Origin of the sequence: Microcystis sp. M015S2, from assembly GCF_020245945.1 — a bacterium.
GTDB lineage: Bacteria > Cyanobacteriota > Cyanobacteriia > Cyanobacteriales > Microcystaceae > Microcystis.
On record NZ_JADBTX010000026.1, the window covers coordinates 1 to 16,616 of the forward strand.

The following is a 16,616-nucleotide window of genomic DNA, read 5'->3' on the forward strand; positions in this document are numbered from 1 at the left end:
ATGGGGTTAGAAATAACTAATCCCCCCATCGGATCACGTCTTAATAATCCTAAATCTATTAAATATTGGCGATCATCTGCTAGGGTATCGGGTAAGGTTTGCCCTGCTAAAATCGGTTCAATAATATTTTTAACTCGTTTTTCCCTGAGTTTTTCCGCTAAACTATCTAAATGAGTATCTTGACGTGCAATTAATATTTCTTTAGCTGTTAAAATGTGTTTTTTGGTAATAGTAATATTTCTATCTTTTACCATTTTTTCTACAATTTCTTTAGCTAAAGCATTGACTAGCCAAGGTTGTCCTTGGGTTAAATAAAATGCTGTTTCTATAGCTTCTGGTGTGAAAATTTGTCCAGTTGCTGCTGTATGCTGTTGATATAATTCTCCTACTTCTGCAAGATTAAAATTTCGCATAGTCAGAGAAGCAACTTTGATATTAAAAGGACTAGAAGTATTTAATCTGTAACTACCACCAGATGCTACTTTATAATCTCTCACATCTCGTAAACCAATTAATCCTACGGAGGTCGGGAAATTTTCTGGACGGTTAGGAAAACCATCTCTTAACTGTCGTAAAACCGATATTAATGTTTGGTCTTGTAAAGAATCAATTTCATCTATAAATAATACTAAAGGGCGGTTTAAGGATGTTGCCCAATCTGATAAAAAAGCCTTAATTCTGCTTCCTGGTTGTTCCTGTTGCCATTGTTTAGCAGCTGGTTGCAATTCTTTGGGTAAACGGATATTTATTGTATCATACCATGCCCCTAAAATTGCCAATTCTGCGGCAGTAGGATCATGATTAAATGCACTTCCTACTTCCACTGATACCATGACTGCGGCATAATTTCCGGTGTCGGTAAGTTGTTTTGCTAGGGCTAACATTGCGGTGGTTTTCCCTGTTTGTCGTGGTGCGTGTAGGACAAAGTAACTACGTTGTTGAATTAGCTCCTCTAAATCTGGTAATCGTACTGTGGGAGAGAGCATATAGTGGATATCGTCTTTACAGGGACCGGCAATATTAAACCAGCGAGTCATAGAATTTTATTATTTAGTGGACATTTTGATTTTAGATGATTTTGGTGTGGTTTGTCATGGCAGTAAGGAAGAGGTGATGCTCGGCCATACTTTGTTATGCTTGATTATGATCAATTATTGTTATATAAGGGAATAATACGCTGATTTTATGTTTGCTAAATCAGATATGGGCTGTTCAGCAACAAAGTGATATTTAATATACAAGACTCTGATTGTTGATAGCTTACTGGTATAATGTGGGAGCGCACTGATATTGTTAACTTCCAGTACCATCGTTACCGAAACCCGATCGAACGATGGTGACAGGAAATCAGTTAATGATCAAAATTGAAAATCTTAAGCTAATTGTCAAAAATTATGGCCGCTGAAATTATTTGTGTAGGAACGGAATTATTATTAGGGGATATAGTTAATACTAACGCCCAATATTTAGCCCTAGAATTGGCAAAATTAGGCATTCCCCATTATTATCAAACGGTGGTGGGGGATAATGTAGAAAGACTGAAAAAAGCGATCGCTATTGCCCGAGAACGTTCCTCAATTTTAATTTTTACCGGGGGACTGGGACCTACTCCCGACGATTTAACCACAGAAACAATCGCCGATTTTTTCCAAACGCCCCTTAGAGAAGATAAAGAGATTTTAGCAGAAATCGAGGCTAAATTTACGAGTTTAGGGCGAGAAATGCCTCCTAGTAACAGTAAACAGGCTTTAATACCCGTGGGAGCCGATTTTTTGCCAAATCCAACGGGAACCGCCCCCGGCATGATCTGGCAACCACAGACTAACCTGACTATTCTCACTTTCCCCGGAGTACCCTCAGAAATGAAGAGAATGTGGGTAGAAACGGCGATTCCTTACCTAGAAAGTCAAGGATGGGGCAAAGAGAGGATTTATAGTCGTTCTCTGAAATTTCGCGGTATCGGTGAGTCAGCTTTAGCAGAAAAAGTTGTCCATTTATTTGATCTGACTAACCCCACCGTTGCCCCCTATGCTGGTTTAGGCGAAGTGCGTTTGCGAATTGCGACCAAAGCCCCTTCTTTAGAGGCTGCTTTGCAGGTAATTGAACCGGTAGCGACGGAAATTAAGGAAATCGCCGGATTAGATTATTTTGGGGCCGATGATGATACTTTACCCTCGGTAGTGGGGGAACTGTTGCGGCGACAAAAACAAACTTTGAGTGTGGCAGAATCCTGTACCGGAGGAGGATTAGGGGAAATTATCACCCAAATCGCCGGCAGTTCCGATTATTTTTGGGGTGGGGTTATTTCCTACGATAATCGGGTAAAAGTTGCCCTCTTAGACGTAAATGAGCGGGATTTAAATAATGTCGGGGCTGTCAGTGCCATTGTTGCCCAACAGATGGCCCTAGGGGTGCGAAAACGCCTCGCTACGGATTGGGGGATCAGTATCACGGGTATTGCCGGACCAGGAGGAGGCAGCGAGACAAAACCCGTGGGTCTAGTTTATATCGGTTTAGCCGATCCTCAGGGAAATGTTACCGTATCAGAGCATCGTTTCGGAGAAAATCGAGATCGCTTGACTATTCGCCAGATTAGTGCTTATACCGCTCTTGATCGCCTACGCAGGAATTTATTAATAATATCTTAAAAAAGAATTGCCAAGAATATATACTCAGACTAAGAACTTATGTTAAGCTTAATATAAATACAAGATATAGATTCCCCCGTTCGTCAGATTGAACAGCCAAACGATGAAAATTAGTTAAAATTCTCTAGAATCAAGCTGTTGCGGGGATCAATCGACGAAAACTCATAGCTAGTATCTCAAAGGAGCCATTTGGTCAATGGACTATTTAGATGAAGTGATAGACAAGTTGAGAGAATGGGCGCGCAAACTGATTGAGAGTGTTTTTGGTCCGGAACCCGAACCCGAACCCGAACTGATCCCGATCCCCGTGCGCGATCACAGTCGATAAAGCCACCGGTAAAACAGAATACTGCGATAATATCAGTGCAAACTTACTATGAGTCTGCACTTGATTTTTGACTGAAGCCAAGTCTAGCTTAATTTGGTGACAATTTGATTGTTTAGTAACAATTCTTGACTGAGTAAATCTTCCACATTAATCCGCAGGAAACACTGATCATCAATCCAGAACTGCACTTTAATGCGATCTTTACCCCGAAAACCTAAAGGATCGAGTTTAGCGATTGATCGGGCCCCCTCGCGATCATTTAAGGGTTGGACGCTAGTTTCTCCATTACCGAGGGAACGAGTGATTAATTTATCACCATCAAAATAGACCTCCATTGCCCCCCTTTCTGTGCCTAATTCGCCGATAATTAACTCAATGCTGGGTTGATTGTCCACGGAAGCACCTAGGACTAATTCCACGGGTTTTTCCATAGGATAGGGTTGTCCGGAGTTAATAATTGGATGCCAAGCGTGGGCATTTTTGCGACGATTCCAGTAACGAATCCCGTAGCTATGATAGAGAAAATCTTTGACTTGATAACCTTGGGCTAATTGTAACGCTCCTAAAGCGATCGCTTCAAAGGGTCGATCCTCTTTAATTTTACTACTATCAAAATACTGTCGCACCCAATCTTTTACCACCGGAATTTGTACGGTTCCCCCGACTAATAACACCGCATCGATATCGCTAACTTCAATTCCATTGCGTCTTCCCTGTTGCAAAACTCCCGTCATTAAATCATCTAATTGATTAAAAAAGTTTTGTTGTTGGAGAATATCGGTCAATTGTTCTCGATCTAAGCTTAACTCGTAACTCTCGAAATTTTCCTCATCAAAATATACTTCCTCGGCGGTTAATTGGGAAGAAAGTTTAATCTTTAATCTTTCTGCTAGACGAGTAGTCAAGGAAGTTTTCCCTAAAGATTGCTTTTGGGCAAAATAATCGACAATCCAATCGTCGATATCTGACCCCCCTAAATTTGTCCCCGCCTTGGCTAAAACTCTGGCTAGTTTAGTTTTTTGGGCGGAATTATTGCCTAAAAGTTTTTCTCCCCACTTGAGAATAAAACCTTGATTTTTTTGAGGATTATCTAAATCTAATTGTACCAAAGAAAGATCGAGGGTGCCACCGCCAAAATCTACCACTAAAATCACTTGATCCCCAGTGGTTCCATAACCCAAAGCGGCGGCCGTGGGTTCATCAATTAGTCGAATTTGTTCGATTTCCCATCCCTGACAAACATTGCTTAACCAATTGCGGTAACTTTCAAAACTATCGACGGGGACGGTTAAAACTAGAGATTGGGGGGTTTCTGGGGTGGTGTTTTTTAAGTGGTCGATGATGCTATCGAGAAACCATTGGCCAACCCCCTCGAAACTGAGGACAGTTTCCTCTAATTCCGGTAAAAATCCTTGAATTTTTGCGCCGATACCTCGTTTAAAGCGACGAAAAAAACGCGGATCTCGATCGATATCTAAACCCTGATCGCGCACTGCTTGACCGGCAATTACTTGCAGGGGATTGGCTGATTTAATATAGAGTAAACTGGGAATTAGGGGGGGATTGTCGGCTATTTGTTGGGATAACTCCGATAATTTGACGGTTTCGGCCCTATTTGTTGCCCCATTCCAACGAGTAATGACGGTATTACTGGTTCCGAAATCAATAGCGTAGAACACGATCGATGGTTTTTAGGTAAATTTAGTTAATTATCCGCTATTATAACCTGTTATTTATTGAACCCGCCCGATCGAGGTGGAAACTTCCCCAAAAAATAGAGAATTTGGTTAGCGCAAGCTCAAGAAGTCTGAGCAAAAACTTGACAAATAATCTTTAATAGTATATATGAGTTGCACCTGATCAAAGGATTATGTTAGCAGTTACTACCTCACCCGAAACCCTCTCCTTAGAAATTCCTAGGGCGATCGCTCTCTCTATCACCCTTGAACAGTTTGAAGCCCTTGCTGTGGTCAACCGGGACTTAAAATTAGAACGTACAGCCCAAGGAGAATTAATCGTGAATCCCCCGACAGGTGGCGAATCAGGACAGCGAAATTTTCGTATAACAGGACAATTGTTTCGCTGGTGCGAAGAAAATGAAGCTTTAGGAGTCGGGTTTGACTCTTCCACCGGATTTATACTGCCAAATGGGGCGATTCGTTCTCCTGATCTATCTTGGGTGAGTCGAGAACGCTGGGAATCTTTAACTCCTAAGCAGAAAAAGGGATTTATTCCCCTCTGTCCCGATTTTGTGGTGGAATTACGGTCTGAATCTGATAGTCTTGACAAATTACAGAAAAAACTGCTCGAATATAGGGAAAATGGGGCAAGGTTAGGCTGGTTAATCGATCCCCAGAATCGGCAAGTTGAAATTTATCGTCAAGGAAAGGAAGTAGATATCTTAGAAAATCCCACTGATTTATCGGGTGAAGATGTTTTACCCAATTTTAGCTTAAATTTAAAGCTCTGATGTTTTCAGGAGTAATCCTGCGATATTAGACTTCTGGCAGAAGTCAGGCAAGAGGCAACAGGCAAGAGGCAACAGTGGTAAGAATCGCCGATTGCTCTATCATATTTCTAGGTCATCATCAAATGAGCATCGAAAAGTCTTTAGTCTCCTCGGGTAAAAGTCTTTATCAAAAAGATTTCTACCGATGGTTACAAGAAACCGCTAATTTACTCAAAGAACATCGTTTTGAAAAATTAGACTTGGAAAATTTAATCGAAGAAATTGAAACGATGGGAAGGAGTGAAAAACGAGAACTAGAAAGTCGCTTAACCGTCATTGCCGAACATCTGCTTAAATTGACTTACTGGCTAACTGAAAAGGAAACAAATGCTCAAGGGTGGCGCAGCACAGTTGTTGAACAACGCCGACAAGTTCAACGCTTATTAAAAGAGAGTCCAAGTCTGAGAAGATTGATTCCTGAAATCTGGATAGATTGTTACCAAGCAGCCAGAGAAGATACTGTCAGAAAGTATCAACTTGCTGCTGATTTATTCCCGATTGAATCACCCTTTACCCTTGCAGAAATCCTTGATTATGACTATCTTCCTTAAAACTAAAGTTTCGTATTTTATCGATGAATATAATGCCTAACAAAGCCAAGCTTTAAACGGCAATCACTACCTCTGATTTACCAAATCAAAGTAAGATTTAAACTAAATTCTGGCAGAATATTTTCCCCCGATAAACTCTCTGGATTAGTTAAAATTTCTACTGCCTGTCCTTGACGATAAATTTCTACTTCTCTAGTTTTTCTATTGATTAACCAACCTAAACGAGTCCCATTATCTAAATATTCCTGCATTTTTTTTCTAGCAGTTTCTATGTTGTCACTAGGAGACATTAATTCAATGACAAAATCGGGAGATAGAGGTAAAAATCTTTCCTTTTGTTGCGGGGTTAAAGCTTGCCATTTATCTAAAGGTATCCAAGCAGCATCGGGAGAGCGATCGGCCCCATTCGGTAGTTTAAATCCTGTGGAAGAATCAAAAACTACACCTAATTTATTTAGGTTATTCCATAACCATAATTGGGCAGTGATTCCAGCGTTAGAATTACCGGTTTCTCCTCCAGTCGGTGGCATAATAATTAAATCTCCTTTTGCGTTGCGTTCCAAACGTAAATCTCGGTTATCCTGACAAAGTTGAAAAAACTGTTCATCGCTGAGTTGCCAAGATTCAAATTTAATTTCTACTACTGTCATCATAGATTCTCTTTTATAGGATTATAGAATTACCAAATACTATCAAGTTCTAAGACAAATTGAGATAAAATACTTTCCCCCGATAAACTCTCTGGATTAGTTAAAATTTCTACTGCCTGTCCTTGACGATAAATTTCTACTTCTCTAGTTTTTCTATTGATTAACCAACCTAAACGAGTCCCATTATCTAAATATTCTTGCATTTTTTTCCTAGCAGTTTCTATGTTGTCACTAGGAGACATTAATTCAATGACAAAATCGGGAGATAGAGGTAAAAATCTTTCCTTTTGGTGCGGGGTTAAAGCTTGCCATTTATCTAAAGGTATCCAAGCAGCATCGGGAGAGCGATCAGCCCCATTCGGTAGTTTAAATCCTCCAGAAGAATCAAAAACTACACCTAATTTATTTAGGTTATTCCATAACCATAATTGGGCAGTGATTCCAGCGTTAGAATTACTGGTTTCTCCTCCAGTCGGTGGCATAATAATTAAATCTCCTTTTGCGCTGCGTTCCAAGCGCAAATCTCGGTTATCCTGACAAAGTTGAAAGAACTGTTCATCGCTGAGTTGAAACGAGTTAAATTTAACTTCTACTGTCATTATTATCCCCAACTTACTCTCGTCTAAACTTCATGGTAACGCCCTAGGGCAAGAGATGTTCTTGGATGAAATTAGTGTAAACATCTCCGGCTAAAAAGGCGGGAGTTTCCAATATTTTACGATGGAAATCAATAGTCGTCGGTACTCCCGTGATCGCACATTCCCGCAGGGCGCGTTTCATGCGTTTAATCGCAGTTTCGCGATTTTCTCCCCAGACAATTAATTTACCGATTAGGGAATCGTAATAGGGGGGGATTTCGTAATCGGTGTAAACGTGGGAATCCATGCGGACACCCGGACCGCCGGGGGGCAGATAACCGCTAATTTTGCCGGGGTGAGGGCGAAAATTGCGATCGGGATCCTCGGCATTAATGCGACACTCGATCGAATGCCCTCTAAATATCACCTGATCTTGCTTAATTTGCAGTTTTTCGCCCTGTGCCACCAGAATTTGTTCTCTGATCAGGTCTATCCCCGTGATCATCTCCGTGACGGGGTGTTCCACCTGAATACGGGTGTTCATTTCCATGAAGTAAAAATTACCGTGTTTATCGACTAAAAATTCCACGGTTCCCACCCCGACGTAATTAATCGATTTAGCGGCTTTAACGGCGGCATTACCCATTTTTGAGCGTAAATGGGGCGTTAAGAAGGGACTGGGGGCCTCTTCTAGCAGTTTTTGGTGTCGTCGCTGAATCGAACAGTCTCTTTCTCCTAAATGGATTACGTTACCGTGACTATCGGCCAAAATCTGAAACTCGATATGTCGGGGACATTCGATAAATTTTTCTAGATATACTCCCGAATTGCCAAAAGCCGCTTCTGCTTCCCCTTGGGCGGCTTTTAACATATTACCTAGTTCATCTGCACTCTTGACAAGACGCATCCCACGCCCTCCACCGCCGGCGGTGGCTTTAATCAGGACAGGATAACCGATGTCATCAGCGATACGTTTTGCTTCCGCTTCTGAGGTAATTAAACCACCACTGCCGGGGATAGTGGGAACTCCCGCTTTTTGCATGGTTTTTTTAGCGGTAGATTTATCCCCCATAGCCAGAATAGCACTGGGAGACGGACCGATAAAAGTTAACTGATGATCGGCACAAATTTCGGCAAAGCGGGCGTTTTCTGCCAAAAAACCGTAACCGGGATGGATGGCTGTGGCGTTGCGTGTTAGGGCAGCGGAGATGATATTAGGGATATTTAGGTAACTTTTGCTGCTCGGAGGCGGACCAATACAAACACTCTCATCAGCCAGTTGAACATGAAGGGCATGGCGATCGATGGTAGAGTGGACGGCAACGGTTCTAATACCCAATTCTTCGCAACTATGAAGGATTCTTAAGGCGATTTCCCCGCGATTGGCGATTAATATCTTGGCAAACTGCATTGGACGACCACGAGATCAGGCTGGTGTGATAGGCGACTATTTAGTAGAATATCTGGTTTTGTTACCTTGGGGAAATCGGGCTGGCTGTTGGGAAGTGGGGAATTATAAATTATGAATTATAAATTATGAATTAGGAAGTGGGGAGAAGGGAGCGCCGGAGGTGGGGAGAATAAATAAAAATAATCTCCTGGCGACGGACGACCGGCTCCTGACTACCGACGGCTAAAATAACTGACTCGGTCTCCCTCCCCGGTCAAGCTTGAAAGCGATAAGCTAGAGTGTGAGGAGTGAAAACTTTTTAATCTCGTTTCGCCCCTAGAGGATAATAGCTCGATGTTGCGAATTATCACAGAGCCATGGTCAGCCAGAACGGAACTGAGACGAATTCGGGAACGGTTCGACGATCCGGAAATTCGGGAAAAAGAATCGCTTGTCCGAGAGATTGTCGATCAGGTGCGACTTGCTGGCGATCGCTCGTTGGTGGATTACACGGAAAAATTCTACCAACAGTCCCTTAATCTACAGCAAATTAAGGTGAGTGGATCGGAACTGGATGCCGCTTATCAACAGGTGTCGCAGGATTTATTAAATGCGATCGCCGTTGCCTGTGCAAAAATGGAGGCTTTTCATCGTCAGCGTCTCCCCAAAGCTTGGGTCCAGTTTCCTGAGGATGGTACGGTTCGAGGGAAACGTTATCAACCGGTTAACAGTGTGGGAATTGTCGTTCCCGATGGGAAACGGGCCTATCTCAGTTTATTGCTCCAACAGGCGATTCCAGCCAAAATAGCGGGGGTTAAACGGATTGTGATGGTATCTCCTGCCGATGAGGATTTACGCATCCATCCGGCGATTTTAGTGGCAGCCCAATCGGTGGGTATTAGTGAGATTTATCGGGTGGCTGGACCACAGGCGATCGCCGCTTTAGCCTACGGCACAAAAACGATCGCTCCCGTGGAGATGATTGCCGGAATAGGTGATTTTTATACTAATTTGGCTAAAAAACTGGTTTCTGACCGTGTAAAAATCGATTATCTCTCTATTACTTCTGATTTAGTTATTATTGCCGATAGTCAAGCCAATCCCAGGCAGTTGGCCCTAGATCTATTAGCGCAAGCGGAACAGTATTCCCTAGCGGCTGCGATTTTATTGACGACGGATAAGGCTTTGGCCCTAATAGTACAGGAAGAAGTGCAAAAACAGTTACAGGTACACCCCCAGAGATTGTTGACGGAAAAAGCGATCGCTCATTATGGTTTAATCGTGGTGGTGGAGTCATTGGAGAAAGCGATCGAATTATCGAATCTTTTTGCTCCCACCCATTTATCCTTAATGATCGATGAGCCGTGGGAAAAGATATCTTCTTTGAGACAATCGGGAACTATTCTCCTCGGTTCCACTACTCCAAAAGCGGTGGCTGATTATTTGGGTTGTCCCGTGGGAGTGGAAACTTTTCTCGATTCCGCCACTTTAATCGAATATCCTGCCGATTCCTTCGCCTCCATAGCCCATAATCTGCAAATATTAGCGCAAGCGGAGGGATTTACGGCAACGGATGCGGGTATAGAATCCCGAGGTGAGGACAAGAACTAGAGAAACTATAATCTTCTCAAAGCAACTATTGGGTCTAATTTAGCGGCATGATGAGCGGGAACAACACCGAAAATTAGACCGATGGCACTAGAAACTCCTAAAGCGAGAATTATGGCAGGGATTGAGACACTGGTGGTTAAAGCGGCAAAAATTCCCGCTAGATACATTCCTTGAATGCCGACAAAAATCCCGATAATTCCGCCAGTGGTGGCTAAAATCACCGATTCAATGAGAAATTGACCTTTTATATCCCCTTCTTTGGCTCCTAAAGCCTTTCTTAACCCGATTTCTTGGGTTCTTTCCGTGACTGACACCAGCATAATATTCATTACGCCAATTCCGCCAACAAAAAGGGAAATACTGGCGATCGAGGCTAACATTCTAGTTAAACTATCGTTAGTCTCTTTGGCCATTTCTAAGACTGTGGTTTGGGGGAAAATCTGCACATAATTCTCGTCGCTGACCTGATGACGCATTTGCAGCAGGTTGCTAATCTGAAACTGAGCGGCTTTAATTTGGGCGGAGTTTTTAGCCAAGACAGAAATATGAGTTAGGGGAATGCCATAGATAGAATTGCGCCCTAAAACCTGATTAGACATGGTAGTTAGGGGAATTAAGGCTCGATCGTCCTGATTAGCCTCAAATAAGGAGCCTTTCGCCTGTAAAACTCCAATGACTTGAAAACTAAGATTGCCCATGCGAAGATTTTCGCCGACGGGATTGCGATTACCAAAGAGATTTTTGGCTAATTCCGATCCCAAGACAATCACCCGATTATCCCGTTTCAGGTCAGATTCCATAATAAATCTACCCTTAGATAGTTGACGGTTACGCACGTTTAGGTACTGGGATCCCACCCCAATCAGGGGACTATTACTGGTTCTATTACCGAAGGATAGGATTTTTTTACCGCTCAATTCGGGAGAAATGGCGGTAATGGCGGGAACTTGAGATGCGATCGCTTGAGCATCTTCGTAGGTGAGAGGCCGGGGATTAGGAATTGTCCGGCGGACATTGCGCGAGGAGGTGGAAACAAATAAAACATTCGGTCCGAGAGCTTCAAACTGCTCGAGGGCGACTTTTTGCGCTCCTTCACCCACTCCCACTAGGGCAATGACGGAGGCGTTACCGATAGCAATTCCTAGCATGGTTAGACCACTACGCAGTTTATTGCCCATCAAAGCGGAAAAAGCCATTTTCAGATTTTCGAGCATTTCCATGGTTAGTTACATTCAGTAATCAGTAAACAGTGATCAGTAAACAGTAAACAGTGAAAAGTAAACAGTAAACAGGGATAAAGATGAATCTTAGTTACTTAGTATGGTTCGATCGGGTGGCATAAATCGACTAAATCCTTATCTGGCAAGAGATTTAATTGATTAGTTCGCTCTAGAGCGAAAACAATTAACAAAAATCGCCAAATGTCTTTCTCTATAAGAGTTTCATTCCTTATAACCCTGTACGTTGCATAAGACAAACCGAAGAACCATAAAGATGAAGATAAATAAATAACTAAATAACTAATTAACTTACATCTGATAACTAAATAACTAATTAACTTAAAACTTAAAACTTAAAACTTACATCTGATAACTGATAACTGATAACTGATAACTGATAACTGATAACTGATAACTGATTAGCGGGTAGAGATTTGGATCGTTTCCGGTTTGCTTAAATCGCCAGTAATAGTTAAACTGCGCCGATTAGCGTTGAGATGACGGACAATTTTATAGATAGCTTCAACTTGGTCACTAGCGCCGATTTTGGCCGCTAGAGTGGTTAGGTCGAGAGCAGTCCCCGTTTCCCGAACAACTTGCACGATTTTTCTTTGTAAATCCAGAATAGAAGCGGCGGCTTTTTTCCCTGCTTCTACCCCGGGTTGATGGTAGGCGTTAATGTTAACTAAACTAGCATAGAAACTAACGGCCCGTTCGTAGAGGGCGATCAAGGCCCCTACCTGACGGGGAGTGACCTCTGGGATAGTGATAGTGATAGAGTGACGACTATTTTCGTATAAAGCTTGTCGAGTACCTTGCAGTAATCCTGAGAGGAAATCGCCGGCAGTGGAGCCGGTTTCCACTTCTATCGAATCTCCTTGTCGGTCTTTTAACACTTCAATAAAAGTAGCGAAAAAATTGGGAACACCTTCGCGTAATTGTTGGACGTAGGCGTGTTGGTCGGTGGAACCTTTGTTACCATAGACGGCGATACCTTGGTACACCTTATTACCATCGAGGTCTTTTTCTTTACCGAGGGACTCCATGACCAATTGTTGCAGATAGCGGCTAAAGAGATAGAGACTGTCTTTGTAGGGCAGAATCACCATATCTTTCTCTCCCTTGCCATTGCCCTCATGATACCAGGCTAGAGCAAGTAGGGCGCTAGGATTTTTTTTCAGGTTATGGACGCGGGTGGCGATGTCCATTTCTTTGGCCCCGGCTAACATTTCATTAATGTCGATACCCTGCAAAGCGGCCGGGAGAAGACCGACGGCGGATAGTTCTGATGTACGACCACCGACCCAATCCTGCATGGGGAAACGAGTTAGCCAATCTTGGGCGTATTTGTCCAGTTGGCTACCAGGCATAGTGACGGCGACTGCGTGTTGGGGAAAGTCTAAATCTTGTTTTTCGTAAGCGTTGCGGACTTCTAACATTCCGTTTCTCGCTTCGGGAGTGCCGCCGGATTTACTGGTGACGATAACCAGGGTGGCAGCTAAGGGTAAATGAGCTAGGGTGCGATCAATGCCTTTAGGGTCGGTATTATCAATAAAAGCAATCTCTAAGGGGGGATTAAGGGGGGATAGAGCCTCGGCAACGAATTGGGGACCCAAAGCAGACCCCCCGATGCCGACACAGAGAATATGGCTAAATTTTGCCCGATTGGGCGGCTTAATCGCTCCGGAGTGAATTTTCTTGACAAATTCTTTGATCTGTGCTATGGGTTCGGTGATTTCGTCCCGCAATTCCTGGTTAGGAGCGAGTTCAGGAGCGCGCAGCCAGTAGTGGCCGACCATACGCTGTTCGTCGGGATTGGCGATCGCACCCTGTTCTAAAGCTGTCATATCTTGGAAAGCGCGCTCAAATTTTGCTTCTAGACCTTTGAGAAAAGCCTCATCGAAGGGAATCCGACTGACATCGAGATAAAGTTCTAGGTTAGGGTGATAGTATAACCAATCTTGGTAACGTTGCCAGAGTTGCAGATTATCCATAAAAAAAAGCGAAATTTTTGTTTAATTACTCGTTTAGGGGAGATAGGATTCTATCCTCTCCAATCATCATACAGGTAGTTTTAGGCTAGAAGATGACGGTTAAGCATATATTAGGGGTTGGCAAAATACTAACAGTGACTGAACTATCCCCTAATTGTTCGGTTTGCTGGTGTTGGCTGTTGATTTTTTAACCGGTCCTATGGCTATCTACTCATCTCCTCTCAAAATCGGTAACTTAGAAGTGCATAGCCGCGTCTTGCAATCACCTTTATCCGGTGTCACCGATTTAGTTTTTCGGCGCCTGGTGAGACGCTTTGCTCCTGATTCGATGCTCTATACCGAGATGGTCAATGCGACAGAAATCTCCCAGCTGCAAGAGTTACCGCAATTGATGGTTATCGGGGACAAAGAACAACCAATTAGTATGCAGTTATTTGATTGCCGTCCCGATTTTATGGCTGTGGCGGCGAAAAAAGCGGTTAAAGAAGGAGCGATGACCATCGATATTAATATGGGTTGTCCTGTTAATAAAATTACTAAAAAAGGCGGTGGCTCTTCGCTTTTACGACAGCCAGAAATTGCCGAGCAAATTGTTAGGGAAGTGGTGAGAGCGGTATCGGTGCCGGTAACGGTGAAAACTCGCTTGGGATGGAACGCTCAGGAGATTAATATTATCGATTTTGCCCGTCGTTTAGAAGATGCGGGAGCGCAAATGTTGACCCTGCACGCACGCACTAGGGAACAGGGTTATCACGGGGCGGCCGATTGGCAATGGATTAAACGGGTGAAGGAGGTTTTATCGATTCCTGTCATCGCTAATGGTGATATCGTTTCTGTGGAAGCGGCGATTAATTGTTTGGAATTTACCCGGGCCGATGGGGTGATGTGTTCGCGGGGAACCCTCGGTTATCCCTATTTGGTGGGGGAAATCGATTATTACCTCAAAACAGGCAAAAAGTTGCCGAAACCCACCTCTATTGACCTGTTAAGCCTAGCTAAAGAGCATTTACAGGGGCTATGGCTATACAAGGGACAACGCGGCATCTGGCAAGCCAGGAAACATCTGGCTTGGTATTGTCAGGATTTTACCGGTGCGGCGCTTTGGCGTGATCGGTTTTCGCGGATCGAATCCCTGGGGGAGGGCTGTGATTTAATTGATGGAGCTATTGCCCAATTAAACCTTGAAAACGAGAATATTTAGGGTTTGCGGCAAAAAGTTTGTTGGTGGGGTTAGGAGTCGGTCGTCGGTCGTCTCCGAATCGGTCGGGGAAGTCAGAAAAACAGAATGACCTCGCGCGCCTGGAAGCGGAAACCTTTGTGTTCTCGCGTAGCGAGCGCTTTGGGTTCGCCTCCGGAAAGTGCCAGGGTTTTGAGTCCCTAATTTCTCAACGTTTGTTTCTGGCACTTTTTTAGCCCAAAAAGTGCCAAAACCCTTTTCTAGCAAAGCTTCCAGTAATATTAAGCCAACCCTACTTAAGCAATCAAACCAGAGAGGAGATTAAGGCAAAAATTAACAGGGCTACGGTGGCGGGAATGTTCAACAAAACGATCGATCGGCTGTTAATAGCCTTGAACTCAATCAAACACCACAAATAGGAAAACAACCACCACAACCGACACTGTCGCCGCCACCACTGCCGCCACTGCCGCCACTGCCGCCACCACTGCCGCTACTAGCAACGGCTGTGGGAGTCAGCATTTGATACAAGTCTGCTAAAGCCATATCCGCCATCAGAACTGTTGCTCCAAACAACGCAACCGCAAGTACAAGTTCAGAATCGCTGCTATTGGCTGTTTTTAAATGTTGTAAGCGATTTGTTAAATCATTAAAAATGATCTCTCCATAACGGCTGCGCTGACGCTGTGGTTTGACAAAAAACCCCGCTCCCAAAACTAGAAGCCCAAATATACAGATAAGAAGTAAACCAACTGGCTTATCGCGAGAAATTCCCACAGCCATTTTGCACAAGCCTATTCCTAGAAGAATAACCACAATCAATGATGGATAAATTTGCGCTTTGAATGCTTGGGCATCGCTCAGAAACAAACCAAGCTGTTCTAGGCGGGAACGAATGCTATCTTTCATTCCTGTAGAATTCTGGAAAACCTGTTTAATTGCCCCATCAGTGCCCAAAATATCTTGTGCAACCGCCTTTTCTACAGGATCGGCAATAGCATCGATCTTTCCTGTCACCACCAGTTTGCCTTCTTTTAATACCTCCACATAGCCTTGTTTTACCAAACTGGCGATTGCGGCCATAATCAGGCGATGATTGCCCCCCGCCAAGAAAGCTATCTCGTAAGTATTTAAATCAGGTTGCTGATTTATATTAGCGCTAACTAGGCACAGGGAAAAACGTAGCCAGGCTGCCAAAGCGATTCCCATCACTACTAGGAAAATATAGAAGGTTAAAAATTCCGAACCTGTAAAATTGATTGGGTTAGGAATTTGGGAGATTATCTGACAGCTAGTTATCATCAGCGAAAGGAAGACTAAAAAGGTAAAGATGCCTATTTTTCGCAGTTGTGGTTTCAAGAAGATTGTCAAATTAGGTTTTGACAAAACCCAGCTTTGTTGAGTGTTGATCCGGATAAAATGCAAATCTCGCCCGAATCGGTCTTTGGGTTTAGGCCAAATATCTATTGGAGGAATATGTCCAAAAAACTGTTCGTAACTTTCTAGCGTCTTGCTATACCAACTGCCAAATTTTAATTGCTCGGATGAACCCCCACGAGTCGGCTCGTGATGTAATGTGGTTTGCAAAATTTTGGGACAGAACTCTTGCCAGTACAATCGCGTATAGGTCAGATGTAAATGCCAAACTTGATCGATTTGGTCGGATGGCGTGACCGGATGTCCTGCTGCAACGGCTAGAAATATAAACTTTTTGTATTCCTCGATCGCTCTCTGAGTATAGCCTAAGGACCAGCCGTTATCTCTTGCTAATCGTTGGCTGAAAGATAATTGACTATCTGGCCGATCTAAGGCAAATGCCTGAATTCTTTTATATAGCTCTGTCTGTTGAAAGTTCATCGTTCCTAATTGGCTATCCATAAACCCGGCCTCCCGAGAAAAACTGTTTCTAGTGGTTTATTTAGGCCGAAGAGGCTTAACTATGGGTGAAGTTTAAATTTCT

General features: G+C 43.4%; 13 protein-coding genes. 5 read left to right on the plus strand and 8 right to left on the minus strand.

From position 1 onward, the window contains the following. A partial coding sequence (locus IM473_RS05680; protein WP_287690379.1) for an AAA-like domain-containing protein occupies positions 1 to 1,037 on the minus strand: 1,037 nt, incomplete at its 3' end. A 357-nt stretch (positions 1,038 to 1,394) separates the two neighbouring features. Between IM473_RS05680 and IM473_RS05685 the strand changes: the two genes are divergently transcribed. Next, a complete protein-coding gene (locus IM473_RS05685; protein ID WP_287656670.1) occupies positions 1,395 to 2,648 on the plus strand; it encodes a competence/damage-inducible protein A in 1,254 nt (417 codons plus the stop codon). A gap of 411 nt (positions 2,649 to 3,059) precedes the next feature. Here the strand turns inward: IM473_RS05685 and IM473_RS05690 are convergent, their stop codons facing one another. Further along, positions 3,060 to 4,655 (minus strand): Hsp70 family protein, encoded by a 1,596-nt coding sequence (locus IM473_RS05690; RefSeq protein ID WP_287656672.1) that lies wholly within the window; start codon positions 4,653 to 4,655, stop codon positions 3,060 to 3,062. A 191-nt stretch (positions 4,656 to 4,846) separates the two neighbouring features. Here IM473_RS05690 and IM473_RS05695 point away from each other — a divergent pair, with 191 nt between their 5' ends. Together IM473_RS05695 and IM473_RS05700 are read left to right on the plus strand one after the other, a co-directional pair. After that, a complete protein-coding gene (locus IM473_RS05695; RefSeq protein ID WP_287656674.1) occupies positions 4,847 to 5,446 on the plus strand; it encodes a Uma2 family endonuclease in 600 nt (199 codons plus the stop codon). 122 nt (positions 5,447 to 5,568) lie between these two features. Next, entirely contained in the window at positions 5,569 to 6,036 is a 468-nt protein-coding gene (locus tag IM473_RS05700) for a DUF29 domain-containing protein (RefSeq protein ID WP_287656676.1), read from the plus strand. Positions 6,037 to 6,113: 77 nt separating this feature from the next. Here IM473_RS05700 and IM473_RS05705 read toward each other — a convergent pair whose 3' ends face one another. Genes IM473_RS05705 through accC form a run of 3 tightly spaced genes read right to left on the minus strand, consistent with a single transcriptional unit; the run spans position 6,114 to position 8,675 of the window. Then, a complete protein-coding gene (locus IM473_RS05705) occupies positions 6,114 to 6,689 on the minus strand; it encodes a Uma2 family endonuclease (RefSeq protein WP_287656679.1) in 576 nt (191 codons plus the stop codon). A gap of 26 nt (positions 6,690 to 6,715) precedes the next feature. Beyond that, entirely contained in the window at positions 6,716 to 7,285 is a 570-nt protein-coding gene (locus IM473_RS05710) for a Uma2 family endonuclease (protein ID WP_287656681.1), read from the minus strand. A gap of 43 nt (positions 7,286 to 7,328) precedes the next feature. Further along, positions 7,329 to 8,675 (minus strand): acetyl-CoA carboxylase biotin carboxylase subunit, encoded by a 1,347-nt coding sequence (gene accC, locus IM473_RS05715; RefSeq protein WP_002802160.1) that lies wholly within the window; start codon positions 8,673 to 8,675, stop codon positions 7,329 to 7,331. Positions 8,676 to 9,008: 333 nt separating this feature from the next. Between accC and hisD the strand changes: the two genes are divergently transcribed. Continuing rightward, positions 9,009 to 10,265: a histidinol dehydrogenase gene (hisD, locus tag IM473_RS05720; protein ID WP_287656683.1), complete on the plus strand. Its 1,257-nt coding sequence runs from the start codon at positions 9,009 to 9,011 to the stop codon at positions 10,263 to 10,265. Positions 10,266 to 10,270: 5 nt separating this feature from the next. Here the strand turns inward: hisD and IM473_RS05725 are convergent, their stop codons facing one another. Together IM473_RS05725 and IM473_RS05730 are read right to left on the minus strand one after the other, a co-directional pair. Next, positions 10,271 to 11,485, minus strand: a complete 1,215-nt coding sequence (locus IM473_RS05725; protein WP_287656685.1) for an ABC transporter permease — start codon at positions 11,483 to 11,485, stop codon at positions 10,271 to 10,273. A gap of 419 nt (positions 11,486 to 11,904) precedes the next feature. Continuing rightward, positions 11,905 to 13,479 (minus strand): glucose-6-phosphate isomerase, encoded by a 1,575-nt coding sequence (locus IM473_RS05730; protein WP_287656687.1) that lies wholly within the window; start codon positions 13,477 to 13,479, stop codon positions 11,905 to 11,907. 199 nt (positions 13,480 to 13,678) lie between these two features. On the opposite strand from IM473_RS05730, the gene dusB reads away from it, so the two are divergent. Further along, positions 13,679 to 14,680, plus strand: coding sequence for a tRNA dihydrouridine synthase DusB (gene dusB / locus IM473_RS05735; RefSeq protein ID WP_287656688.1), 1,002 nt, complete (start codon positions 13,679 to 13,681; stop codon positions 14,678 to 14,680). Positions 14,681 to 15,058: 378 nt separating this feature from the next. Here dusB and IM473_RS05740 read toward each other — a convergent pair whose 3' ends face one another. After that, positions 15,059 to 16,534 carry a TIGR04222 domain-containing membrane protein gene (locus IM473_RS05740; RefSeq protein ID WP_287656690.1) on the minus strand — a complete coding sequence of 492 codons (1,476 nt, stop codon included), beginning with the start codon at positions 16,532 to 16,534 and terminating at the stop codon, positions 15,059 to 15,061. Positions 16,535 to 16,616: the final 82 nt, after the last annotated feature.